The organism is Globicatella sanguinis NBRC 15551, assembly GCF_001552295.1.
Classification (GTDB): Bacteria; Bacillota; Bacilli; order Lactobacillales; family Aerococcaceae; genus Globicatella; species Globicatella sanguinis.
This window is the reverse complement of the sequence record NZ_BCQX01000020.1, coordinates 1-23,474: the sequence shown is the minus strand read 5'-3', so window position 1 is coordinate 23,474 and position 23,474 is coordinate 1. Positions and strand designations below refer to the sequence as shown.

Sequence of the window (23,474 nt, the reverse complement as noted above, 5' to 3'; positions counted from 1 at the left end):
AATCAAAAGTATTTATTAAATATATAATGAAAAATGAGTTAATCACTCACAAATGAAAGCAATATCTGATATAATTAATTTTGTATGTAAAGGAGAGAGGCACAACATGAGAGGCTTATTACCCATTTGGAAAGAAAAAGGCATGACCAGTCATGATGTCGTTTTTCGTCTGCGCAAAATATTAAAAATGAAAAAAATTGGCCATACTGGGACACTCGACCCAGATGTAGACGGAGTTTTACTAGTCTGCTTAGGCGAAGGAACCAAATTGGTTGAATTATTAATGGATGGACAAAAAGAATATCAAGGTTCGATTACTTTAGGATATTCGACTGAAACGGAAGACGCTAGTGGAGAAAAAGTGTCGACTACCCCTGTGTTAACTCCCGTCACTACCGAGTTAATTGATCACAAAATGGCTGAAATGGAAGGGGTTATCAATCAGGTTCCACCGTATTATTCAGCGGTGAAAGTCAATGGTCGCAAACTGTATGAATATGCACGAGCTGGGGAAAAAGTGGATCGTCCGGTAAGACAAGTCCAAATTGATTCCTTTATACGTACCAGTGAGCCTGTTTACAATGAAAGTCAACAAACCCAAACTTGGGATTTTCATGTTGTTTGTGGCAAAGGCACTTATGTTCGTACTTTAGCCGTTGATTTAGGGGAAAAACTAGGATTTGCCAGCCACATGTCGCGGCTAACACGCAATGCAACGGGTGGTTTCAATCAACAGCAAGCGTTAACGCTTGATCAAGTTCAAGTAGCAGTTGAACAAGGAACCATTAACGAGGCAATTTGCCCGATTGAATCAGCGCTGACTGAATTTCCAAGCATCATCTTAACAGAATCACAATATCATGATGTTCAACATGGGAAATTATTACCACATGATTATTTTAATTCATTAGTGTCGGAACCAACCGTCTTATTTTATCAAGGATTGGCTCGGGCCATTTACCAACCCCATCCCTTAAAACCAAATTTATTAAAACCATTAAGAATGTTCGTCGAGAACGAATAAGATTACTAGAAAGAAGGGTTTCGTAATGAATATAATAAAATTACATCATCCCTATAATCAAGAACAAATTTTTCCTGGGCCGATTGTCTTAGCATTAGGTTTCTTTGACGGTGTACACCGAGGGCACCAAGCGGTTATTAATACAGCGAAAAAAATTGCGATTGAAAAACAGATGCCTTTAGCAGTAATGACTTTTAATCAGCATCCCAAAATTATTTACCGTCAATTAAACCCAGATGATGTCACTTATTTGACTTTATTAGATCGTAAAGTTGAGCTATTGCGTGCATTAGAGGTAGATGTATTGTATTTAATAGACTATACAATAGAATTCGGTACGCAAAGTCCTCAAGAGTTTGTAGATCGTTACATTGTCGATCTCGGAGCGGTTACGGTGGTAGCCGGTTTTGATTATACCTATGGTAAACAAGAGCTTGCCAATATGAAAACATTGCCCGAACATGCTAAAGGGCGTTTTGACGTCATTGAAGTTCCAGAATTAAAAAATAATAATTTAAAAGTTGGGACTACCAATATTAAGGAATTATTGGTAAACAATCAAATCGAAATCGCCAATGAAGAGCTTGGTTATTTATATCAAACTAGCGGAAAGGTCGTTCACGGGGATAAAAGAGGACGCACAATTGGCTATCCTACAGCTAATGTGCAAATTAATCCGCAAGAGGTATTACCAGGTGTTGGGGTCTATGTCTGCGAGATTGAAGTTGATGGAAAATGGTATCAAGGCATGGCATCCATTGGTTATAATATTACGTTTGAGGCGAATCGCCAAAAAACCTGTGAAGTCTATATATTAGATTTTGAGCAAGACATTTACGGACATTTTGTAAAAGTAAGATGGCATCATTATTTGCGTGGTGAAATGAAATTTGATGGCATTGAAGGTCTCATTCATCAATTAGACCAAGATTTAATGAACACAAAAACGTATTTTGAGCAGCTAGCACAACAGTCAACGACATCTGTTAATGAAAAGGTGAAAGATGATGAATAGAGCGGATGCTGTTTATATCCATATTCCATTTTGTAAGAAAACTTGTCATTATTGTGCCTTTAATAAATATTTCTATGATGGACAACCAGTAGGTTGTTATTTAGCGGGCTTAGCCAATGAAATGCGATTATATATGGATGAAGTAAAGTCTACCAAACCATTTGATACGATTTATGTAGGTGGTGGCACACCAAGTTGCTTAAATATTGAAGAATTGACGCAATTATTGGAGAACATCCAACAAATATTACCCTATGATGATCAAACGGAGTATACATTTGAAATTAATCCTGGTGAATTAACTCCAGAAAAATGTCAATTATTGAAGTGTTTTGGTGTTAATCGCGTGAGTATGGGGGTACAGAGTTTTAACGATTTGTTATTGCGAAAAATTGGTCGTAATCATCGTGAACGTCATGTTTATCAATGTATTGAATGGTTAAGAGAAGCTGGACTAACGAATTTAAGTATTGATTTGATATTTAGACTACCGGGACAAACATTAGCCGATTTTGATGATAGTTTAACTAAAGCCTTATCATTAGACTTACCACATTATTCACTCTATTCTTTGATCATTGAAAATCAAACGGTTTTTCAACAATTACAAAGAGAAGGCAAACTACCATTGCCCTCTGAAGATGTAGATGCCGATATGTTTGAGTTAGCCATTCGCCGTTTACAAGAGAACGGTATTGAGCAATATGAAGTGAGTAACTTTGCACGACCTGGATTCGAGTCACGTCATAATTTAAAATATTGGCATTATACGCCATATTATGGTTTTGGCGCAGGAGCACATGGTTTTATTGATAATGTTCGATACTATAATAATGGCCCCGTTCATCATTATTTAAAAGCTACCGAAGCGAATCAAAAACCGGTTGTGAATAGATTGCCATTAACAGAGTCTGATCAGATGGAAGAATTTTTATTTTTAGCTTTAAGAACGACACGAGGTTTCTATTTAAGTGAATTTACGGAGCGTTTTAATCAAAATGCGACCGAATTGTTTGGTGATTTTTTTGTAGAACAACAACACAATGGCTTATTAAATATTGCCGATGACCATGTCTATTTAACGAATCGGGGATTGTTTTTAGCAGATACGGTATTTCGTGATCTATTAGGGACTATTACAAAATAGGGGGAGCTTATGAAAAAAGATCATATTAGAATTTTGGTGAATATCTTTTTGGTATTATTAGGTAATTTCATTTTTTCGATTGCGATTAATTCAGTGATTATTCCGAATGAATTAGGTGAAGGTGGTATCACGGGGTTCTCATTATTCTTTCTATATGTTTTTAATTGGAATAATGCTATTGTTAGTTTTGTGGTGAATACGATCTTACTAATTATCGGTTGGAAGTTTTTAGATAAGAAGACTATTTTTTATACAATTTTAGCAATTGCGTCATTATCAATTTTTTTACAATATATCCATTTAGGAGCATTTATTCCTGAAAATACTATTGTTGCACCTTTAGTAGCCGGTTTTCTAATCGGATTATCCGTTGGGATTGTTATCCATGGTAATGGAACTACTGCGGGTACAGATATTTTAGCCTTAATGATGAAAAAATATTTAGGGATTAGCGTGGCGCGTGGTTTGTTAATTTTAGACATTATGATTATTACCCCCTTAACCTTTGTCATCGGCTTAGAAAAAGGTGTGATGACGGTCATTACTTTATTGATTACAAGTCAAGTTCTTTCCTTTATTTTGGAAGGATTTAACCCACGTAAAGCTGTTACGATCGTTTCAAATGAGCATCAAGCGATCGCACAGAAAATTACCGATACATTAGATCGTGGTATTACAGTATTAAATGGTTATGGTTTTTATACGCAACTGGAAAAGCATGTGCTATATATTGTTATTAGCGAGCGTCAATTACTGGCATTACAAAAAATTGTTCATGAAATTGACCCTAAGGCATTTGTAACCGTCACCGATATTCATCAAGTAGTCGGCGAAGGCTTTACTTTCTTTATCGAACCTGAAAATGATACACCGGCAGTGACCAACCTTTCTGGTAATGAACCTTAATTTATTAGGGACATGGTAATATAGTAAAAGCTAGTCATTTCAAGTCGCTACCATGTTTTGATGATGGATTAATCAATGGAAAGTCTGGTATTGCGACCTAAAAGCCATTATTGCCTTCAATCGAAACTTACTCATTATGAGATGGAAGCAAAGAGACGATTACGAAAGTTATAAAGCAAATAGCTAACTCTCTGTATGAAGTAACTGTTAGTACAGGAGCCCTAACCAACTTTTTTATGACTCGATTAATAGCTTTGTTTTTAGCAATTATTTTCTATTTTAAACTAAACATTTTATCATTGTTATACAAAACCTTATAATAACAACCTTCTGTTGATTAGCACTCTCTGTAAAAGAGTGCTAATTTTTTATTAAAAAGTGTTGACAAAGGCTATAGTAGGGTGTATGATATAGATAGGTTAGCACTCCAAGTATATAAGTGCTAATTAGTGAGGTGAGAAAAATAGATGAATTTAACGCCTAGACAACAACAGATATTACAGTTGATTGTTAAATTGTACGGAGAGACCGAAGAACCTATCGGTTCGAGGACTTTATTGCAAAGAAGTGTCTTACAAGTAAGTCCAGCTACTGTTCGTAATGATATGATGGCGCTCGAGCAATTAGGGTTTCTAATGAAAGCTCATAGTTCAAGTGGTCGTATTCCTTCTTATGAAGGCTACCAATTTTACATTGATCAATTAATCGAACAAATAAAGCAAGAGTCTGAAAATAAGCCAGAACAATCAAATAAGTTATTTGGTGAACGATATTATGATGTTCAACAATTTGTCTTACATGCGACTAATCAGTTAGCACAATATACTGGTTATCCGGTTGTCGTTTTGATTTCGAATCTGAGTCATCGTAGGATGCGCGATTTTAAATTAACCAAATTATCGGATTATCAACTCATTGCGTCAGTGATTAGTGACCATGGACAGGTTGAAAGTCAATTATTTGATTTACCATATGCTTTAAAAGACGAGGCAATCGATAAGATTGAACAAATTATTCAAGATGAATTGATCGATTTAACATTAGATGATGTGTATCAACGTATGAAATTGACAATTCCCTTAAAAATTCAACAGGCTGTTTCAGTACAATTGAATTTTGCCTCTTTAATCAAAAAGGCAAACGAAGCACATGACAGTCAGTATTATCATGTTGCAGGAAAAAATCATTTGTTTGATCTCATTGATCCAGAACTACCAACTGAAGGCTGGCGCACTTTGTTTGATTTAATCGATGGAAACGAAGCCTGGTATCAAATTTTAACTGATGCAAAAGTTGGTTTGAATGTCACATTTGATTTTACAACGCCACCGTATCACTTTAAAAATGTAAGTATCGTTACGGCGAAAAGTAAAATTGGCAATCATGTCATTACCTTTGGTTTGGTAGGTCCTGCGACAATGCCTTATCATAAAATTATGACAGGAATGCAAGATTTATTAATCGAACTATCGAATTATTAACAATTAAAAGGAGGTATCGTAGTGGCAGAAGAAAACAAACGTAATGAAGAATTAGAAAAAGATGTTTCAGAAGTTGAAGTTGAATCCCAAACTACCAAAGATGTTGAAGAAACAACAGCAGAAGTAGAAGCAAGCTCAACTGTTGATGAAACAGTAGAAACAAAGGTGGAAGAGAATCCACTTGCTGAATTAGAAGCAAAAAATGATGCTCTAGAAGACCAAGTGCTAAGATTACAAGCTGAAATTGCGAATATGAAAAGAACGAATGCTAAGGATCGTCAAGATTTAGCAAAATATCGTTCGCAAAAATTAGCAACTTCAATGTTAGAAGTAGTTGATAATCTAGAACGCGCTTTACAAAGCGAGACTAATTCTGATGACGCTAAAGCATTGAAAAAAGGTGTTGAGATGGTTCTCTCACAATTACAAAATGCTTTGGAAAGTGAAAACATTAAAGTCATTGATCCAATGGGAGAAAAATTTGACCCTAATTTCCACCAAGCAGTCAGCGTGATGGAAGCAGAAGAAGGTCAAGATTCTGACGTGGTAATCAATGTTTTACAAAAAGGATATTTATTGCATGAACGCGTGATACGACCAGCAATGGTTATTGTATCTCAATAATTAAATTATAAAGGAGAAATGTAAAATGGCTAAAATTATTGGTATTGACTTAGGTACTACAAACTCAGCTGTCTCTGTCTTAGAAGGTGGAGAAGCAAAAATTATTCCAAACCCAGAAGGTAATCGTACCACACCTTCAGTTGTTGCTTTTAAAAACGATGAAATTCAAGTAGGGGAAGTTGCAAAACGTCAAGCAGTGACAAATCCTAACACTGTAAGCTCAATTAAACGTTATATGGGTGAAGACCATAAAGTTTCAATGGGTGGCAAAGACTACACACCACAAGAAATTTCAGCAATGATTTTACAATACTTAAAAGGTTTTGCTGAAGATTACTTAGGTGAAAAAGTTGAAAAAGCTGTTATTACGGTTCCTGCTTACTTCAACGATGCTCAACGTCAAGCGACAAAAGATGCTGGTCGTATTGCTGGTTTAGAAGTAGAACGTATCGTTAACGAGCCGACAGCAGCAGCTTTAGCTTATGGATTAGATAAAACGGATAAAGAAGAAAAAGTGTTAGTATTCGACTTAGGTGGCGGTACCTTCGACGTTTCAATTCTTGAATTAGGTGACGGCGTATTCGACGTATTATCTACATCAGGAGACAACCACTTAGGTGGAGATGACTTTGACCAAAAAATTATGGATTATTTAGTAGCAGAATTCAAAAAAGAAAATGGTATTGACTTATCGAAAGATAAAATGGCATTACAACGTTTGAAAGATGCTGCTGAAAAAGCTAAAAAAGATTTATCTGGTGTGACTTCAACACAAATTAGCTTACCATTCATTACAGCAGGAGCAGAAGGTCCATTACATATGGAATTATCATTAACTCGTGCGAAATTTGAAGAATTAACCCATGAATTAGTAGAACGTACAAAACAACCTGTTCGTCAAGCAATTAAAGATGCTGGTTTATCACAATCTGAAATTGACGAAGTTATCTTAGTAGGTGGTTCAACACGTATTCCAGCAGTGGTTGAAGCTGTTCGTAAAGAAACTGGTAAAGAGCCTAACAAATCAGTTAACCCAGACGAAGTGGTTGCAATGGGTGCTGCTATCCAAGGTGGGGTTATCTCAGGTGATGTGAAAGATATCGTCTTATTAGACGTAACACCATTATCATTAGGTATTGAAACAATGGGTGGTGTGTTCACTAAATTAATTGACCGTAACACTACAATTCCAACATCTAAATCACAAGTGTTCTCAACCGCAGCTGATAATCAACCTGCAGTAGATGTACACGTATTACAAGGTGAACGTCAAATGGCAGCTGACAACAAAACATTAGGTCGCTTCCAATTAACGGATATTCCACCTGCACCACGTGGTATCCCTCAAATCGAAGTAACTTTTGACATTGACAAAAACGGTATCGTTAACGTAAGTGCAAAAGATTTAGGTACTCAAAAAGAACAAACGATTACGATTAAATCATCTTCAGGTTTAACTGATGAAGAAATCGATCGTATGGTGAAAGATGCTGAAGCCAACGCAGAAGCAGATAAAGCACGTCGTGAAGAAGCTGACTTACGTAATGAAGTGGATCAATTAATCTTCGCTACTGATAAAACTTTAGATGAATTAAAAGACAAAGTATCTGAAGAAGAAGTTAAAGAAGCAGAAGCAGCACGTGATGAATTGAAAGCAGCCGTTGAAGCAAACGACTTAGAAGCAATGAAAGCTAAACGTGATGCATTAAATGAAGTAGTTCAAAACTTAACCGTTAAATTATATGAACAAGCGGCAGCAGCACAACAAGCAGCAGCAGGTGCTGAAGCAACTTCAGATAACCAAAATGATGACGGCGTAGTAGATGCTGACTTCGAAGAAGTAGACGAATAATCAACTGCTAAAAAGATTGTAAGGTCTGATTCGTTTTGAAGATAATGTTAGACTTTAATGAAGGATTTTGTTATTAAATACATTCGAACAACCTAATAATTTAGTATGATAGCTGGGGTGGGCGAGGAAGTCAGAAACGATGAGTCTTGGCTTCCAGCTCACTCCTATTTAGTATTTTTCAGAGGAATATTGATAAATTCTTAATTTTTGATTATGATAGATAAGTCTACAACGAAGGAGGTTGAAAATGGCAACTAAACGTGATTATTATGAAGTCCTAGGTGTTTCACGCGATGCCTCAGATGCAGAAATAAAAAAAGCATACCGTAAACTCTCAAAACAATATCATCCGGATATTAATAAAGAACCGGGTGCGGACGAAAAATTTAAAGAAATAACAGAAGCGTATGAAGTTCTAAGCGATAGTCAAAAACGAGCAGCATATGATCAATATGGTCATGCAGCCAATGATCCTAACTTTGGTGGTGGCTTTGGTGGCGGCTTTGGAGGTTTCGGCGGTGGTGCCGGTGGCTTTGGTGGCTTTGAAGATATTTTCGATACATTCTTTGGTGGCGGCATGGGAGGTGCCAGTCGTCGTCCAAATGCTCCTCAACGAGGAAATGATTTACAATATCGTGTAACCTTAACTTTTGAAGAAGCCATCTTCGGGAAAGAAACGACTATTACGTATAAGCGTAACGAAGAATGCCATACTTGTCATGGTTCCGGAGCCAAAGAAGGTACAGAACCCGTAACTTGTTCAAAATGTCATGGAACAGGTGCGATTCAAGTAGAACGTAATACACCATTTGGTCGTGTGATGACTCAAACAGTCTGTGATGTCTGTCAAGGTACAGGTAAAGAAATTAAAGAAAAATGTCATACTTGTCATGGTTCAGGTATTGAAAATAAAGATCATTCTGTTAAAATTACTATCCCAGCAGGTGTTGATGATGATCAACAAATGCGTTTATCAGGACAAGGTGAAGCCGGTAAAAATGGAGGTCCTTATGGCGATCTTTACGTTATTTTCCGTGTGAAACCAAGTGATAAATTTGAACGTAATGGTACTGAAATTTTCTACAATTTACCTATTAATTTCGCACAAGCGGCCTTAGGTGACGAAATTACTGTGCCAACGGTTCATGGTAATGTAAAACTTAAAGTTCCAGCGGGTACTCAAACGGATACCACTTTCCGACTACGAGGCAAGGGAGCACCAAGTGTACGTGGAACAGGCAATGGCGATCAACATGTAACCGTCAAAGTGGTAACACCAACTAAGTTATCTGATAAAGAAAAACAATTATTTAAAGACTTAGCCAAAGAAAGCGGATCGAGTGTAAAAGGACATGACCCAGGCTTTTTTAACAAAGTAAAAGATATGTTTGACGGCAAATAATATATTCTCACTGAGTTGACTTTAAAAGTGGAGATGGCAAGCTGTTTGTAATGCAGAGATAGAATAAATAATTTATAACAATGTGTAACTTAAACATCTTCTCATTGTGCTTTTGATAGTCAACTGAATGAGTTATCAAACCGGCCTTACTAGTTAGCGTACCCTAGCTAGTAGGTGTCGGTTTTTATTTTTTATTATCGTTAATATGTAATGCGTTTTAGCGTTTTTTAGCTGTAAACAGATAGATTACGATGATAGCGACAGTGGTTATCAGACAAAATGACAGAACTATTCTATTCTCTAGGATTTTTTGATATAATAAATTTAAGTTTAGAATTAAAAAGGGAAAAGGATTATATAACATGTCTAAAGAATTACAAACGATACCCCAGCATGTTGCGATTATTATGGATGGCAATGGACGTTGGGCTAAAAAAAGATTCATGCCGCGTGTAGCCGGCCATAAACGTGGAGTCGAAACTATTAAGCGTATCACCAAATATGCTAATCATAAGGGCATTAAGTTAATCACACTTTATGCTTTTTCAACCGAAAATTGGGGACGACCTCAAGATGAAGTCAACTTTTTAATGAAATTACCGGGTGATTTTTTCTCGTCATTTTTACCAGAATTAATTGAAAATAATTGTCGTGTTGAATGTATTGGTGATATTACCAAATTACCTGAGGATACCCAAAACATTTTAAATAAAGCGATTGCTGAAAGTGCGCATTGTACTGGACTAGTATTAAACTTTGCGATTAATTATGGTGGACAACAAGAGATGATTCAGGCCATTCAGGCGATTAGTCAAAAAGTTAAAGAGGGTGCCATTGAGATAGATCAAATTGATGAGGCATTAGTTGAAGATTATTTATTCACTGCACGTTATGGAGCCATCGCAAAACCTGACTTGGTGATTAGAACTAGCGGTGAGCAACGCTTAAGTAATTTCTTATTATGGCAATCCGCTTATAGCGAATTGTATTTTACAGATGTCTTGTGGCCAGATTTTTCTGAAAAAGATTTTGAAGAAGCCTTGGTTGCTTTTAGTAATCGTAACCGTCGTTTCGGAAAAGTTTAGGAGGGACCGATGAGAACAAGAATTATTGGGGCGATAATGGGGATAGCAGTGCTTATTCCCTTTGTTTATTTAGGAAGTCATCCTTTCGCGTATGGCATCCTGGTAGTAGCTATTTTAGGATTATTTGAAATTGCTCGCATGAAACAGATTCAATATTTTAATGCGATTGGATTGATTTCTTCGCTTGCAGTCGCTTTAATCGTTTTGCCAGAACACTATAATTTAAGTTGGATTACTAATTTCAATTCTCAGTTTTTATTTTATTTGTGTGGAATGGGGCTGTTGGTTTTAACCGTCTATGGTTATAAAGAAATCAACTTTGAAGAAGTATCGGTATTAATGTTTGCAGCTTTATACGTAGGGTTTGGCTTTCGTTTTATTATTTTAATTCGAGATATGGGCCTAGTCACATTAGCTTATCTATTCATTGTGATTTGGGCCACTGATATTGGCGCTTATTTTATTGGTAGAACCTATGGTAAACATAAACTAGCACCGGAAGTCAGTCCCAACAAAACGATTGAAGGTTCTATTGGGGGTGTCCTTTGTGCGATGCTTGCTGGTGTTGTCTTTGTTTTTATTTTCCAACCTAATTTAGGTGATACCAATCATGTTTGGCTATTGAGTATTATCTTATCGCTAGTCGGACAATTTGGTGATTTAGTTGAATCAGCGTTAAAGCGTCATTTTAATGTTAAGGATTCAGGAAAATTTTTACCAGGACACGGTGGAGTATTAGACCGATTTGATAGTTTAATTTTTGCGAGCTTTATGTTTATGATTTGGCTCAATTTATTTCAATAAAAATTCAGCATCTTCATTCTTATTAGGTTGAGGGTGCTTTTTGTGTGGAATAAACCTATTTGAAAAATGAAAAAATAATTAGTATAATGAGATTTAATTATTGATTTGTTAGAAAGTAAAGAAGGTGCGAGATGAGTTATTTAACAGATATTGAGATTGCGCATTCAGTTGAAATGGCACCCATTGATCAAATTGCAGAAAAGTTAGCTATTTCAGATGAACAACTCCATCATTATGGAAAATATAAAGCTAAAATAGACTATAAGAAATTACCCGCTAAAAATCCGGGGAAATTAATTTTAGTGACGGCTATTTCACCGACACCAGCAGGGGAAGGAAAAACAACGACGTCGGTAGGATTAGCAGATGGTTTAAATTATATTGGAAAAAAGGCTGCCTTAGCATTACGTGAACCGTCCTTGGGACCGGTCTTTGGTTTAAAAGGGGGTGCAGCTGGTGGTGGACGTGCTCAAGTCGTTCCAATGGAGGATATCAACCTACATTTTACTGGAGACTTCCATGCGATTAGTGCTGCTCATAATCTATTAGCGGCGATGTTAGATAATCACCTTCATCAAGGCAATCATTTGCAAATTGATCCACGCACCATCGTTTGGAAACGCGTGGTTGATATGAATGATCGTCAATTACGCCATATCGTATCCGGGCTACAAGGCAGTGCCAATGGTGTCCCGCGTGAAGATGGGTATGATATAACCGTTGCCAGTGAGATTATGGCGATTTTATGTTTAGCAGAAGATTTAGCGGATTTAAAATCACGGATTGCTAAAATTATTGTGGCCTATAATGTTTTTGGTGAACCGGTAACAGCAGCTGATTTAAAAGCGGCCGGTGCTATGACTGTTTTATTAAAGGAAGCAATCATGCCTAACCTTGTCCAAACTCTGGAACATACACCTGCTATTATTCATGGCGGCCCCTTTGCGAATATTGCACACGGTTGTAATAGTGTCATTGCGACTCGTACCGCACTTAATTTAGCCGATTATGTCGTGACGGAAGCTGGATTTGGAGCTGATTTAGGGGCGGAGAAATTTCTCGATATTAAATGCCGTACTGCCCAATTGAATCCTCACGCAGTGGTATTGGTGGCCACGGTACGCGCTTTAAAAATGCATGGTGGTGTAGCCAAGACTGACTTAAATCCGGAAAATATTGCAGCCGTTAAACAAGGTTTACCGAACCTTCAACGCCACTTAACTAATTTGCAAACAGTCTATGGTGTACCAGTTGTCGTGGCTATTAATAAATTTCCGACGGATACTGAAGCTGAATTACAAGAAATTTTGAGCTTATGTCAAAGTTTAGATGCAGAAGTGGTCCTTTCTGATGTGTGGGCTCAAGGGGGGAAAGGTGGCGCTGATTTAGCGCGAAAAGTAGTGGCGATGACTGAAAAAACGCCCGCTCCATTACGTTATGCCTATGAATTAGACGATAGTATCGAAGAAAAAATTACCAAAGTAGTACAAAAAATTTATCATGGTAGCCATGTTGTCTATGATAAAAAAGTGCGTAAACAAATACGACAATTGACGAATTTGGGCTTTGCTAATTTACCGATATGTATTGCCAAAACTCAATATTCCTTTTCTGACAAACCTCAGTTAATTGGGGCGCCAGAAGATTTTGATATAACGGTTAAGGAATTGCGATTATCGGCGGGCGCCGGCTTTATCGTCGTGATTACCGGGGAAATTATGACCATGCCCGGCTTACCAAAAGTTCCAGCAGCTGAATCAATCGATATTGATAATGACGGTACAATTACAGGCTTGTTTTAATCCTGGGGGTTTGCTTGGATAAAATGTAGCGTATTAAAAATGCTCGATATTCATTAAGTTTAATAGTAATTTTGAAGTCGAAACTGGTGAGGTTAATGATGCTTTTAACGTTTTTGAGTAATTCAATAGCGGGGATTTGTGAGCTAAGTCCTTATTAAGAGCGTATTTTAGTAAATGAAGCGTATTGTTTTTCATTGGATAACTATTAACTTGCAACTCAATCCTTTATTTTGTCTAGTAAGTCAATCATAAGGGATTGTGACGAAAAGGAAACCTCTAGTAAGTGCGTTGCAGGATAAATGTTAAAAAAATAGAGGAGTATCATGACGGAAGCAAAACGTCTTTGATACTCCTCTTAACTTTCAATTTCATCGGCTAATTGCATGGTAATAATATCTTTAATCGGAATAAAATGGTAATGTTGCTTAGTTTGGACACCAATTTGTTCGGTATTTAGTACCGTAATCGTTCCGGTAATGGTTTCGGTACCAACGACAAAATTGATGGTCAATTGATGAACATAAGCTTGAGAAAGTAATAACAGTTTTTCATCGAGTGATAAAGCTTTTGAAAAATCAATGACATCGCCATTATCATTTAAGGCACTATTATGTTCTGATAAGAAAAATCCCATCCATTTAGCCATCTTACGATCATGGTACATGCGAGCAGAACGAAAAGGTAAATAACTGCGATCAATCATGATAAACCATCTAACCCTCCTGCAGAATGTCCACCAATTAACTTACTACGTGCGACCATTCTCGAATTTTCCAATAGCGAATTCGCTTTTTGAACCGCAAGAAAACCATATTTACTGCGGATTTCATCAATGGCATGATCCATTTTTTCTTGTTTATCTAATTTAATGGGATCATCAAATAAGGTGTAAAAGGTATAAACTTCATCCACTAAACCACTATAACGTACCGCAATACTTCTTACAGGATGTCCCTTAAATTTTTTACGAAAAAGAGTGAGGACATATTGAGTTAAGCGCTTGGTGCTTTGAGTAGGATCAATCTTCATTTGGGTGTTGATACTAGCTACGTCTACATCATTGCTGAAACCTATATGAATTGCCACATTCGTTGCTTTCTTGTGGACACGCCGTAAGCGAATCGCGACTTGCTCGGCCATTTCACTTAGCACTAATTCAATATCGGATTGTAAATAATAATTTTTAGGTAAGATTTGTGAGTTACCAATTCCTTTAGCGCGAGGATGGTATCGTTCTAACACATTACTTTCATCTACACCATTAGCATGAAACCATAATTGTAGACCGATAATACCAAATTCTTTATTTAAATCATCAGGGTTAGCATTGGCTAACTCTTTAATCGAATAGATTTTTAATTTATTAAGTCGTTTTTCCGTTCGACTACCAATACCCCAAAAATCAGTTAACTTAGGAATTTGCCATACTTTGGTTTCGACATCTTCATAAGACCAATTAGCTCGCATATTGCGATTATGCTTGGCTTCATTATCCAGTGCTAACTTAGCGAGTAGGGGATTCGCATTGCTCATACCAATCGTAGAATAGATGCCGGTTGCTTGAAAAATATCGGTCTGAATTTTTTTAGAAATTTGATCTAGCTTTACTTTGCGATTGGTCGTAATACGGTCAGGAATAAAATAATCAAGTGAACGCGTTAAATCGATAAATCCCTCATCAATAGAATAAGGCAATATCTCTTCTTTAGGGGAATAATTTTGTAAAATGGCTTGGATTTCTAGATTACGCTCAATGTATAAACCCATACGTGGTGGCACAATATACGTACGTTGTGCCCAATATTCAATATATTGTTTAGTTCTTAAATCACTTTTTAATCCTTGTTTTTTAGCAATATAAGGATCAAAACGACGGGTTTGAATATTAAAAGGTAAATCATAGCTACGACTCACATTTTTCTTACCAAAGACCTTTTTAAATAAAGGGGAAGACGCTAAAATTAAACCATTTGAATTATCTGAACGACTCATCACACACAGGGAAGTCGTCAGTGGATTTAAGCCTAATTCAACACATTCAACACTGGCATAGAAGGATTTCATATCGATAAACGCGATATCAGAGCGAGGCTCTCGCGAATAATCAATATAGCCCATTATTATCGCTCCAAGGGCATAAAATTACCGACGATTTTGCCGACAACACGTGGTTCTTCATCATAAGGGGCTAGTTTATCAGCATATTTTTTATTAAGTGAAACCAGTCTTAAACCCTCTGCTTCACGGTAAACTTTCTTCAAATAAGTCTGACCGTCCCAAACCACAGCATAAATCGCACCATCATAATCAAAACCAGTGTCTTTAATTAAGGCAACTGAACCATTTAAATATTTCGGTTCCATGGAATCCCCATAAATCCAAGAGGCAATATCGTAATCAATTTCTTCATCGAAATAAACCGTCTCATAATTGCGATCATCCATTGCAGAATATCCCGTCCCAGCTGATAACTTCTCGTAAACACGGTATTCGAATAATTGGATGGGTTGAGCTGTTTTTTCTTGTTGAAGCTGATCATCTAATGTCTTTTGCGTATAATTGAGTACGACTTGTTGATTCGGTGGGGTGAGTTGCAAATATAAATCAACAATCTCATATTCCGATTCGAAGTAAGTCGGAGTCACCTCTAGCAATTCCGCTAATAAATCTAAGTTTTTTTGATTAGGACGCGTCTTGTCCGCTTCCCAATTGAAATATGAAGCACGACTCACACCGACTTGTTTCGCAAGTTGACTTTGTGATAAGCCAAGCTCTTCACGACGTTTTTTTAATTGTTGGCCAGAAAACATTAAAATCACTCCTTTGTGTAAGTTTGATAACTAACTATATTTTAGCACGCTTTGTAGCGGAAAGCAATCAAAAGTTAGTTTTGTAACTGACGAAGCGGACATAAACTTGATAAATTTAGTTAAGATTATTGTTCTTTAATTAAAAGCGCAGTGGTTGAGTGGCTTCAAACGGCATCTTAAAGCAGTTGAGAACAGGCTTGAAAAATCCAGTCAAGTCATTGCTCGATGTTTAAAAGTGCAGTAGTTGAGTAGGCCGACGAAGCGAAAATTATTTAATTTTCTACTTCTTGCCCACTCCTTAAATCTTTTAATAATTGTCATTCAATGTTTACTCAAATATTTACAATTTCCATACAATTTCCATACAGTTAATTAAGAAAATGTTTACATTACTTTGCTAATATTTAGATTATAAAACTAGGGAAAGGGTGAGGTAATGTATTTGATGATGAATCCAACAAATCAATTTCGGATTGTGCAAATTACGGATATTCATTTAAATCATTATCCATTCGACGAAAATGATCAAATAATTTTAACAGATATCAAGCAAGCGTTAGAAATTTTAAAACCAGATTTAATTATGTTAACCGGTGATTATGTGAATACTTATCAAAATGAGCAAGAAGAATTAATTTTCAGAAACTTTTTTGCTTTTCTGAACCAATTTCATGCGCCTAAAGCAATCACCTACGGCCATCATGATTCTGAACGATGTCTTGACAGAGTGGATATTGAAAAAATATTTAATGAGATTGTCGTAAATAAAGTTAAAAGGGAACATGAAGAATGGATTGAAGGTTTGTCACAATATGCCGTGATGATTAAAGGAGATAAGGGTTTATCCAACGTTCTTTATGTGATGGATTCTGGTCGAACAGCACCTGGACTAGATCGTACCAATGACTGGATATTGCCTAGGCAAGTAGAATGGTTTAGAAAGGTATCCCAGCGTTATGCTGATATGAAGTATAATTTAGTATTTATGCATTCACCGCTACCAGAATATGATCAAGCGCGAGTTAATATTTTAGCGGGAGAATTAAGAGAACCGAATCAATGTATCTCGTTTAGTCGTATTAATACTGGACTATTTTCAGAGTTCTTTTTTTCAGAACAAATTGACTCGGTTTATTGTGGACATAACCATTTAAATAATGCTGAAATGATGTGGGAAGGAATTCGTTTAGTCTATGGTATGTTTTGTGGACGAGATGAAAAAACAGGGGATTTCCGTGGGGTTCGTTATATCGATATTGACGGTGCAACAGGCGCAGTTATGACTGACTTTAAGTATTTTTATGAGTTCAAAAATGTGACAACCAATAGCATAATGCCGTGATGGTCACTTGGTTAGCTTTGGCCCTTAAAGTCTGTATCAGTATCCTATGATGTCATTGGATAACATCGAAACTTTATCAAACTAAGAGACTGGGCATAAATTCAATCAATATAGTATTCTTTATTTATAAACATAAAGATGGAGTGGCATCAAACTGTTTTTTAGAGACTCGTTTGATGCCACTCCATTGTGCGAGGATGGGTAGACGAAGCGAAAATAATCTAATTTTCTACTTCTTGCCCACTCCCTTATTCTTTTATATTTGATGAGTGCTTAATCAGCCTATGATTATTTATGTCTTTGAGTTTAATTATTATAATAAACGCTAAATTAATAGAGCTGTAAAACGCTATTACGCATCTACAGTTTAAATGCTAAATTAATAGGTCTGTATGACGCTATCACACATCTACAGTTTAAATACTAAATTAATATGTCTGTATGACGCTATCACACATCTACAATTTAAACGCTAAATTAATAGGGTTGCATGACGCTATCACGCATCTACACTTTAAATCGTTAAATCAAAATAGCGGATAAGGTAATCAGCTAAACCATCTTCATCATTGGTTAGGCGGGTAATGTCATTAGCTGCAGCTTTAATTTCTTCGGTTGCATTTTTCATGGCTACGCCTAAACCAGCATACTCTAACATTTCTAAGTCATTATTTTCGTCCCCAAAAGCTAAAATATTATCAACGGGTATTCGATGAAAATCAGCGATAGCTTTGACACCGACAGCTTTGTTAATCGATTTACGGACAATTTCTAAACAAGGTAAGATACCACCCCAAGTTCGAACAGATACTTGGTCGCCATAATGTTCTTCAATTTTGACACGAATGTCAGCCGTTTTTTCTTCAGGTGAGAAGACGGTAATGGCCGTTGGATTATAAGTTAAAGATTCACGATTTAAACGGTCGACTAAGGCTAAATCAAAAGGATAGAAAGGACTATCAGGTAAATTCATTGAGCTAGTAAAGAGGCGATCTTTGCCTTCAGCACACAATAAATCAATATTAAGTCGATCTTGATTCGCAAATAAATCAAAAGCAATTTCTTTATCTAAAGTTAAATGATAGCTCGGAATATAATGATCACGGCCTGGGAAATGACATAGCGCCCCATTGAAGTTTACCATCGGTGCTTCGATCCCGATTTCCCGATAAATATCACTACTATTACGGTAAGGACGCCCCGTTACAATACAAACGAGATGGCCAAGGTCACTAACAGCACGGAGTGCTTGAATGGTTTTAGGTGTTAATTTTGATTGGTTATTTAAGGTAGTCCCATCCAGGTCTATCGCAATTAAATGTTGTTTCATGCTTTCTCTCCTTTGAATAATTTCTTTTCTATTATAACAGAATTTTAATAACTTGCAAAAATCCATAATTCTAGTAATATATATCTTGTATAATAGAATGAGGTGTTGAGATGAATGAAGAAACACAAGCAGCAGTGATGGCCGCTCTTGAAACGGTCATTGACCCAGAATTAGGAATCGATTTAGTAAATTTGGGATTAATATACAATGTTGAAGTCAACAATGAAGGCGTTTGCGCGATTGATATGACATTAACGACGATGGGCTGTCCTTTAGCTGATGTGATTGTAACGGATGTACGCAATGCTGTCTTAAAAGTCGATGGTATTAGCGATGTAATGATTGAATTTGTGTGGTATCCGGCCTGGGGACCTGAACGCATGTCGCGTTATGCTAAAATTGCTTTAGGGATGCCATTTTAAAGGAGTAGGACATGGATAAAAACGAAAAATATTGTCAAGATTCAAGAACAGTGACGACTCATTATATCTTACCAAGTGATACCAATGGTCATGGTACATTATATGGTGGACGTTTAATGGAAATGATTGATAGTGTCGCCTACCTAGCTTTTGCTAAGCATACCCGTTTAGTGGGGGTAACAGCGTCAATGGACCAATTAAATTTTATTGCACCATTACCGGAAGGGGATGCGGTAACGATTGATACTTTTGTTTCAGGAGTTTCTAATCGCTCTGTTGAAGTGTTTTGTAAAGTAACGGGAGAACACCCACAAAAAGGCAAAACTTATTTAGCCGCAACAGCTTTTTTAACCTTTGTAGCAACCCAAAAGCCTGAACATCCTGAAGGTATCGTAGCGGTTATTCCGCAAACTGATGAAGAAAAATTGGTGTGCGAAGGGTATGAAAGACGTCGTGCAGCACGTTTAAATGACCGAGAGAAAGATAAAGAATTTAATAATCGTTTAACTTTAAATTAATATTAAAGCCACCTCATTCTTTTCGAAGTTAGTGCGAAAAAAGTGAGATGGCTTTTTTTTATATAAGCTATATGATTTTGTGCCTTAATAACCGTACACAGTCAGTATAGAACCTAAAGTATATCCTATATGTTACTTTTTAGGTTTAGGTACATAGACATACTCAGGGTCTAGTTGCTTATCTAATAAGGCGAATTGTTCAGCGATTTGAGCATCGACTTTGGCTAACATTTCCTTGTCATATTTTTGGGTTGAATCAAAGGGAATCGGTTGTCCAAAGGCAATTTTAGCTCGTTTACGGGTAATAAATTGCCAAAAACCAATAGGTGGTTGGATGGCTACCGGTACAATGGTGGCTTTACTTAGTTTTTGGATAAAGGCCGTTCCACTTTTAATTTTGGTGGTATGACGGGAACCTGATGGGAAAATTCCTAAATTTAAATTTTCTTTTGTTAAGACATTGACAGCATGTTTAATGGTTGTAGTGGATGGTTTCTCACGATTAACTGGAAAAACATTACCCTTAGCTAATAAATTCGCTAACCATTTTTGCTTAAATAAAGAATCTTTGGCCATAAAGGCAACCTCTTTAGGATAGACCACATCTGCTAATAAGAAGGGGTCTGTCATTGAACGATGCGTACTAGCGATAATAAGCGGTTGATCCTCAGGAAGATTTTCTAAGCCACTTACTTGCGGTTTTCCATTAAATAAGTGGAAAATAAATTTAATCATATGAACAGCAAATTGATAAAAGGTCATTTGATAACCTACTTTCTTTCTATATTACACTAACTTTAATTCTACCAATTTTTTCAGAAATAAGCTACAATTAAATATGAACTCACGAGGAGTGATGAATGTGAAAGACCGATATAAAAGCTTATTTTTATTATGGATACTTGTTATGCCGGTTAAAGTGCAAGCAGCTGATTCAGTATTAGTAATTGACCAATATCCCATCAATGAACCCGTCTTTACCCAAGGTTTGGAAGTGATAGAGAATCGCTTAGTATTAGGAACAGGATTATATGGCGGATCGGAAATTGGTTGGATTGACTTAGAAACTGGCGATTTTCAAGTACAAGATCAATTAGATGATGATTATTTTGGGGAAGGGTTAACCGCTACTTCGGACTATTTATGGCAATTTACGTGGCGAGAAGAAAAAGCTTTTAAACGCTCATTAGATGATCTAACTTTATTAGAGGAAATTACTTTTGATGGGGATGGATGGGGAATGGCTTATGATGACAAAGCTGATGTGATTTGGACTTCTGATGGTAGTGCCCAATTGACCAAACGAGACCCTGAAACCTTAGTGGCACTCGACACCTTAACCGTCACTGAAAACAATCAGATGATTGAACGCATTAATGAGTTGGAGTATGCTAATGAGGCTATTTATGCGAATGTATGGAAAACCAATAAAATAGTGAAAATAAATCTAGAAGATGGTCAAGTAGAACAAGTATGGGACTTAACCGATTTAGTGGAGGAACTTCATGTTACCGATGCTAATCCTGATCGTGTATTAAATGGCATTGCTCATATTGAAGGGAATCGGTTTTATGTGACAGGTAAATTATTTCCTATCATATGGGAAGTTGAATTGACTTAGTCTATTTTTGCATCTCGCAATAAATGTTTTGATTATTCCGTAACATTGAAGATGATTTTGTAGAAAGCACGCCCCTAATTACCACTTATGAATAAATGTTTGAGTATTGTGGAAAAAATGTAAATCAAACCAAATATGGAGAGTGCACAGGTTGCCGAATCCAAATAAACTAAAAAATTAATTGTCGAAACGACTATTCATTGATACAATAGAAAAGCAAATCAAAAAGAAAGAGGCGAACTAATTGAGTGAACCAGTAATTCGTTATGAATTAATTAAAGAAGAAAAACATACCGGCGCGAGACTAGGTAAATTACATACGCCACATGGTACCTTTGATACTCCAATGTATATGCCCGTTGGGACTTTAGCAACCGTCAAAGGATTATCACCTGAAGAATTAAAAGAGATGGGAGCCCAAGTCGTATTGAGTAATACCTATCATCTATGGTTACGACCGGGCGATGACTTAGTAGCGGAAGCAGGCGGCTTACATAAATTTATGAACTGGGATCAAGGAATTTTAACTGACTCCGGTGGATTCCAAGTATTTTCATTGAGTGATATCCGTCGTATTGAAGAAGAAGGCGTTCATTTTAGAAATCATTTAAATGGCTCAAAATTGTTTTTAACGCCTGAAAAAGCGATTCATATTGAAAATAATTTAGGTGCTGATATGATCATGAGTTTTGATGAATGTCCACCATTTTATGAAACACATGATTATGTGGAAAAATCAATTAACCGCACGACTCGCTGGGCAGAGCGTGGCTTAAAAGCTCATCAACGACCACATGACCAAGCGTTATTTGGTATTTTACAAGGAGCAGGTTATAAAGGTTTAAGATTGCAACATGCCCGTGATATGATTAGCTTAGATTTCCCTGGATATTCAATTGGTGGCTTATCCGTGGGTGAGTCTAAAGAAGAAATGAATGAAGTGTTAGAATATTTAACACCCGTTATGCCTAAAGACAAACCACGTTATTTAATGGGGGTTGGATCACCAGATGCGTTAATTGATGGTGCTATCCGCGGTGTTGATATGTTTGACTGTGTATTAGCCACTCGTATTGCTCGTAATGGAACAACGATGACAAGTACTGGACGTTTAGTAGTGAAAAATGCTAAATATGCCAGAGATTTTCGTCCATTGGATGAGCATTGTAATTGTTATACTTGTCGTAATTACTCTCGTGCTTACTTACGCCATCTATTCAAAGCCGATGAAATGTTTGGTTTAAGACTAGCTTCTATCCATAATGTTCATTTCTTATTGAATTTAATGAAACAAGTTCGTGAAAATATTATGAACGATTCTTTATTAGAGTTTAAAGAAGACTTCTTTGAGCGATATGGTTATAATAAAGAAAACGCTCGTGCATTCTAATGATTATTTTGTTATAATTATTAGGTGATTTAAATTATGAGAGGATGACTTGAATGGAACTTATAGCAACGTTTTTACCTTTTGCTTTGATGATGGGGGTAATGTGGTTTTTAATGATTCGCCCACAAAAGAAGCAAGCACAAGAACGTAAAACAATGTTAGAAAACATGCAACCGGGACACCATGTGGTAACAATTGGTGGCTTACACGGTATTTTAGAAGAAATTAATCGCGCTACTCAAACGGTCGTGATTGATTGTGAAGGTGTTTATTTAACATTTAATTTATCCGCTATCGCAACGGTTAAAGAAGCAACGCCAACTCAACCGACCACTACTGTTGAGGAAGAAGTTGAAGAAGAAATCGTTCATGATGCAGAGGTTGCACCTGAAGCGTAATAACTTGAATGGTATTTTCCCGCTAGTCACTCAAAACTAGTGGGATTTTTATTTCTTACATTTTTATGATGATGCGTATAGTTAAATTCATCAGCCAAGACATTAGTTTTTTCGTAACAAATTTATGATGATGGTTCATAACATTAAATTTATCAGATTCGATTCTAACGTCGTAACAATAATTTTAAACATAGAGCATTAATACCGTCGTGATACTAACGTTTAGGTTTATCCTTTTACCGTCGTGATACTAACGTTTAGGTTCATCCATTTATCGTCGTGATACTAACGCTTAGCTTCATCCATTTATCGTTTTGATGCTAACGTTTAGGTTCATCCTTTTACCGATGTAATCCTATCGTTTAGATTCAACACCATACAATCGTGTTACTAACGCTTAGGTTGATCACGATTAACGGCGTCATTTTTTTCATTGAAGCTAAACCTAATAGAAACATCATTTTATCATTCATCACCCCTTCGCCACCATGCAAAACTATC

At 36.5% G+C, this 23,474-nt stretch carries 22 protein-coding genes; 17 read left to right on the top strand and 5 right to left on the bottom strand.

Features of this window, described 5'->3' with window-relative positions; genetic code table 11:
* Positions 1–106 precede the first annotated feature (106 nt).
* The 11 genes from truB to GSA01S_RS02980 all read left to right on the top strand — a co-directional run bounded on the left by truB (position 107) and on the right by GSA01S_RS02980 (position 13,142).
* The gene (truB, locus tag GSA01S_RS03030; RefSeq protein ID WP_066124749.1) at positions 107–1,024 is read left to right on the top strand and encodes a tRNA pseudouridine(55) synthase TruB; all 918 of its coding nucleotides are present in this window, start codon (positions 107–109) and stop codon (positions 1,022–1,024) included.
* Positions 1,025–1,049: 25 nt separating this feature from the next.
* Entirely contained in the window at positions 1,050–2,039 is a 990-nt protein-coding gene (gene ribF / locus GSA01S_RS03025; protein WP_066124747.1) for a riboflavin biosynthesis protein RibF, read from the top strand.
* The gene (gene hemW, locus GSA01S_RS03020; protein ID WP_066124746.1) at positions 2,032–3,186 is read left to right on the top strand and encodes a radical SAM family heme chaperone HemW; all 1,155 of its coding nucleotides are present in this window, start codon (positions 2,032–2,034) and stop codon (positions 3,184–3,186) included. Before ribF ends, hemW begins: the two co-directional genes overlap by 8 nt.
* Positions 3,187–3,195: 9 nt before the next feature.
* Positions 3,196–4,092, top strand: a complete 897-nt coding sequence (locus GSA01S_RS03015) for a YitT family protein (protein ID WP_066124744.1) — start codon at positions 3,196–3,198, stop codon at positions 4,090–4,092.
* A 467-nt stretch (positions 4,093–4,559) separates the two neighbouring features.
* On the top strand, positions 4,560–5,573 hold the full coding sequence (gene hrcA, locus GSA01S_RS03010) for a heat-inducible transcriptional repressor HrcA (protein ID WP_066124743.1): 1,014 nt from the start codon (positions 4,560–4,562) through the stop codon (positions 5,571–5,573).
* Positions 5,574–5,594: 21 nt separating this feature from the next.
* Positions 5,595–6,197 carry a nucleotide exchange factor GrpE gene (gene grpE, locus GSA01S_RS03005; protein ID WP_066124740.1) on the top strand — a complete coding sequence of 201 codons (603 nt, stop codon included), beginning with the start codon at positions 5,595–5,597 and terminating at the stop codon, positions 6,195–6,197.
* A gap of 25 nt (positions 6,198–6,222) precedes the next feature.
* A complete protein-coding gene (gene dnaK, locus GSA01S_RS03000; RefSeq protein WP_066124738.1) occupies positions 6,223–8,049 on the top strand; it encodes a molecular chaperone DnaK in 1,827 nt (608 codons plus the stop codon).
* A 247-nt stretch (positions 8,050–8,296) separates the two neighbouring features.
* Positions 8,297–9,451 carry a molecular chaperone DnaJ gene (gene dnaJ / locus GSA01S_RS02995; RefSeq protein ID WP_066124736.1) on the top strand — a complete coding sequence of 385 codons (1,155 nt, stop codon included), beginning with the start codon at positions 8,297–8,299 and terminating at the stop codon, positions 9,449–9,451.
* 335 nt (positions 9,452–9,786) lie between these two features.
* The gene (uppS, locus tag GSA01S_RS02990; RefSeq protein WP_257876976.1) at positions 9,787–10,536 is read left to right on the top strand and encodes an undecaprenyl pyrophosphate synthase; all 750 of its coding nucleotides are present in this window, start codon (positions 9,787–9,789) and stop codon (positions 10,534–10,536) included.
* A gap of 9 nt (positions 10,537–10,545) precedes the next feature.
* Positions 10,546–11,340, top strand: coding sequence for a phosphatidate cytidylyltransferase (locus tag GSA01S_RS02985; RefSeq protein ID WP_066124730.1), 795 nt, complete (start codon positions 10,546–10,548; stop codon positions 11,338–11,340).
* Between the two features lie 131 nt (positions 11,341–11,471).
* Positions 11,472–13,142, top strand: coding sequence for a formate--tetrahydrofolate ligase (locus GSA01S_RS02980; RefSeq protein WP_066124728.1), 1,671 nt, complete (start codon positions 11,472–11,474; stop codon positions 13,140–13,142).
* Between the two features lie 355 nt (positions 13,143–13,497).
* On the opposite strand, the gene GSA01S_RS02975 is transcribed toward GSA01S_RS02980, so the two are convergent.
* From GSA01S_RS02975 to GSA01S_RS02965, 3 genes are read right to left on the bottom strand one after another with little or no spacing between them, the layout of a single operon-like run.
* Positions 13,498–13,845 (bottom strand): hypothetical protein, encoded by a 348-nt coding sequence (locus GSA01S_RS02975; protein WP_066124726.1) that lies wholly within the window; start codon positions 13,843–13,845, stop codon positions 13,498–13,500.
* Positions 13,842–15,260 (bottom strand): Y-family DNA polymerase, encoded by a 1,419-nt coding sequence (locus tag GSA01S_RS02970; protein WP_066124722.1) that lies wholly within the window; start codon positions 15,258–15,260, stop codon positions 13,842–13,844. Before GSA01S_RS02970 ends, GSA01S_RS02975 begins: the two co-directional genes overlap by 4 nt.
* 2 nt (positions 15,261–15,262) lie before the next feature.
* Positions 15,263–15,952: a LexA family transcriptional regulator gene (locus tag GSA01S_RS02965; protein ID WP_066124721.1), complete on the bottom strand. Its 690-nt coding sequence runs from the start codon at positions 15,950–15,952 to the stop codon at positions 15,263–15,265.
* Between the two features lie 445 nt (positions 15,953–16,397).
* Here GSA01S_RS02965 and GSA01S_RS02960 point away from each other — a divergent pair, with 445 nt between their 5' ends.
* Positions 16,398–17,294 (top strand): metallophosphoesterase, encoded by an 897-nt coding sequence (locus tag GSA01S_RS02960; RefSeq protein WP_169792664.1) that lies wholly within the window; start codon positions 16,398–16,400, stop codon positions 17,292–17,294.
* A gap of 514 nt (positions 17,295–17,808) precedes the next feature.
* Here the strand turns inward: GSA01S_RS02960 and GSA01S_RS02955 are convergent.
* A complete protein-coding gene (locus GSA01S_RS02955; RefSeq protein WP_066124718.1) occupies positions 17,809–18,624 on the bottom strand; it encodes a Cof-type HAD-IIB family hydrolase in 816 nt (271 codons plus the stop codon).
* 110 nt (positions 18,625–18,734) lie between these two features.
* Here GSA01S_RS02955 and GSA01S_RS02950 point away from each other — a divergent pair, with 110 nt between their 5' ends.
* Both GSA01S_RS02950 and GSA01S_RS02945 read left to right on the top strand, forming a co-directional pair.
* The gene (locus GSA01S_RS02950; protein WP_066124715.1) at positions 18,735–19,046 is read left to right on the top strand and encodes a metal-sulfur cluster assembly factor; all 312 of its coding nucleotides are present in this window, start codon (positions 18,735–18,737) and stop codon (positions 19,044–19,046) included.
* Positions 19,047–19,057: 11 nt separating this feature from the next.
* Positions 19,058–19,564 carry an acyl-CoA thioesterase gene (locus tag GSA01S_RS02945; protein ID WP_066124712.1) on the top strand — a complete coding sequence of 169 codons (507 nt, stop codon included), beginning with the start codon at positions 19,058–19,060 and terminating at the stop codon, positions 19,562–19,564.
* Between the two features lie 132 nt (positions 19,565–19,696).
* Here the strand turns inward: GSA01S_RS02945 and GSA01S_RS02940 are convergent, their stop codons facing one another.
* Positions 19,697–20,326, bottom strand: a complete 630-nt coding sequence (locus GSA01S_RS02940) for a lysophospholipid acyltransferase family protein (RefSeq protein WP_066124711.1) — start codon at positions 20,324–20,326, stop codon at positions 19,697–19,699.
* A 100-nt stretch (positions 20,327–20,426) separates the two neighbouring features.
* Between GSA01S_RS02940 and GSA01S_RS02935 the strand changes: the two genes are divergently transcribed.
* From GSA01S_RS02935 to yajC, 3 genes are all read left to right on the top strand, one after another.
* Positions 20,427–21,185, top strand: a complete 759-nt coding sequence (locus GSA01S_RS02935; protein ID WP_066124709.1) for a glutaminyl-peptide cyclotransferase — start codon at positions 20,427–20,429, stop codon at positions 21,183–21,185.
* A 244-nt stretch (positions 21,186–21,429) separates the two neighbouring features.
* On the top strand, positions 21,430–22,575 hold the full coding sequence (gene tgt / locus GSA01S_RS02930; protein WP_066124707.1) for a tRNA guanosine(34) transglycosylase Tgt: 1,146 nt from the start codon (positions 21,430–21,432) through the stop codon (positions 22,573–22,575).
* A gap of 53 nt (positions 22,576–22,628) precedes the next feature.
* Complete coding sequence (yajC, locus tag GSA01S_RS02925) at positions 22,629–22,973, top strand: preprotein translocase subunit YajC (RefSeq protein WP_066124706.1); 345 nt, start codon at positions 22,629–22,631, stop codon at positions 22,971–22,973.
* Positions 22,974–23,474: the final 501 nt, after the last annotated feature.

Excerpts from the sequence above, each read along its gene's own strand:
- truB (WP_066124749.1), top strand. The coding sequence starts at position 107 with ATGAGAGGCTTATTACCCATTTGGAAAGAAAAAGGCATGACCAGTCAT.
- ribF (WP_066124747.1), top strand. The coding sequence starts at position 1,050 with ATGAATATAATAAAATTACATCATCCCTATAATCAAGAACAAATTTTT.
- hemW (WP_066124746.1), top strand. The coding sequence starts at position 2,032 with ATGAATAGAGCGGATGCTGTTTATATCCATATTCCATTTTGTAAGAAA.
- GSA01S_RS03015 (WP_066124744.1), top strand. The coding sequence starts at position 3,196 with ATGAAAAAAGATCATATTAGAATTTTGGTGAATATCTTTTTGGTATTA.
- hrcA (WP_066124743.1), top strand. The coding sequence starts at position 4,560 with ATGAATTTAACGCCTAGACAACAACAGATATTACAGTTGATTGTTAAA.
- dnaK (WP_066124738.1), top strand. The coding sequence starts at position 6,223 with ATGGCTAAAATTATTGGTATTGACTTAGGTACTACAAACTCAGCTGTC.
- dnaJ (WP_066124736.1), top strand. The coding sequence starts at position 8,297 with ATGGCAACTAAACGTGATTATTATGAAGTCCTAGGTGTTTCACGCGAT.
- GSA01S_RS02985 (WP_066124730.1), top strand. The coding sequence starts at position 10,546 with ATGAGAACAAGAATTATTGGGGCGATAATGGGGATAGCAGTGCTTATT.
- GSA01S_RS02980 (WP_066124728.1), top strand. The coding sequence starts at position 11,472 with ATGAGTTATTTAACAGATATTGAGATTGCGCATTCAGTTGAAATGGCA.
- GSA01S_RS02975 (WP_066124726.1), bottom strand. The coding sequence starts at position 13,845 with ATGATTGATCGCAGTTATTTACCTTTTCGTTCTGCTCGCATGTACCAT.
- GSA01S_RS02970 (WP_066124722.1), bottom strand. The coding sequence starts at position 15,260 with ATGGGCTATATTGATTATTCGCGAGAGCCTCGCTCTGATATCGCGTTT.
- GSA01S_RS02965 (WP_066124721.1), bottom strand. The coding sequence starts at position 15,952 with ATGTTTTCTGGCCAACAATTAAAAAAACGTCGTGAAGAGCTTGGCTTA.
- GSA01S_RS02960 (WP_169792664.1), top strand. The coding sequence starts at position 16,398 with ATGATGAATCCAACAAATCAATTTCGGATTGTGCAAATTACGGATATT.
- GSA01S_RS02955 (WP_066124718.1), bottom strand. The coding sequence starts at position 18,624 with ATGAAACAACATTTAATTGCGATAGACCTGGATGGGACTACCTTAAAT.
- GSA01S_RS02950 (WP_066124715.1), top strand. The coding sequence starts at position 18,735 with ATGAATGAAGAAACACAAGCAGCAGTGATGGCCGCTCTTGAAACGGTC.
- GSA01S_RS02945 (WP_066124712.1), top strand. The coding sequence starts at position 19,058 with ATGGATAAAAACGAAAAATATTGTCAAGATTCAAGAACAGTGACGACT.
- GSA01S_RS02940 (WP_066124711.1), bottom strand. The coding sequence starts at position 20,326 with ATGACCTTTTATCAATTTGCTGTTCATATGATTAAATTTATTTTCCAC.
- yajC (WP_066124706.1), top strand. The coding sequence starts at position 22,629 with ATGGAACTTATAGCAACGTTTTTACCTTTTGCTTTGATGATGGGGGTA.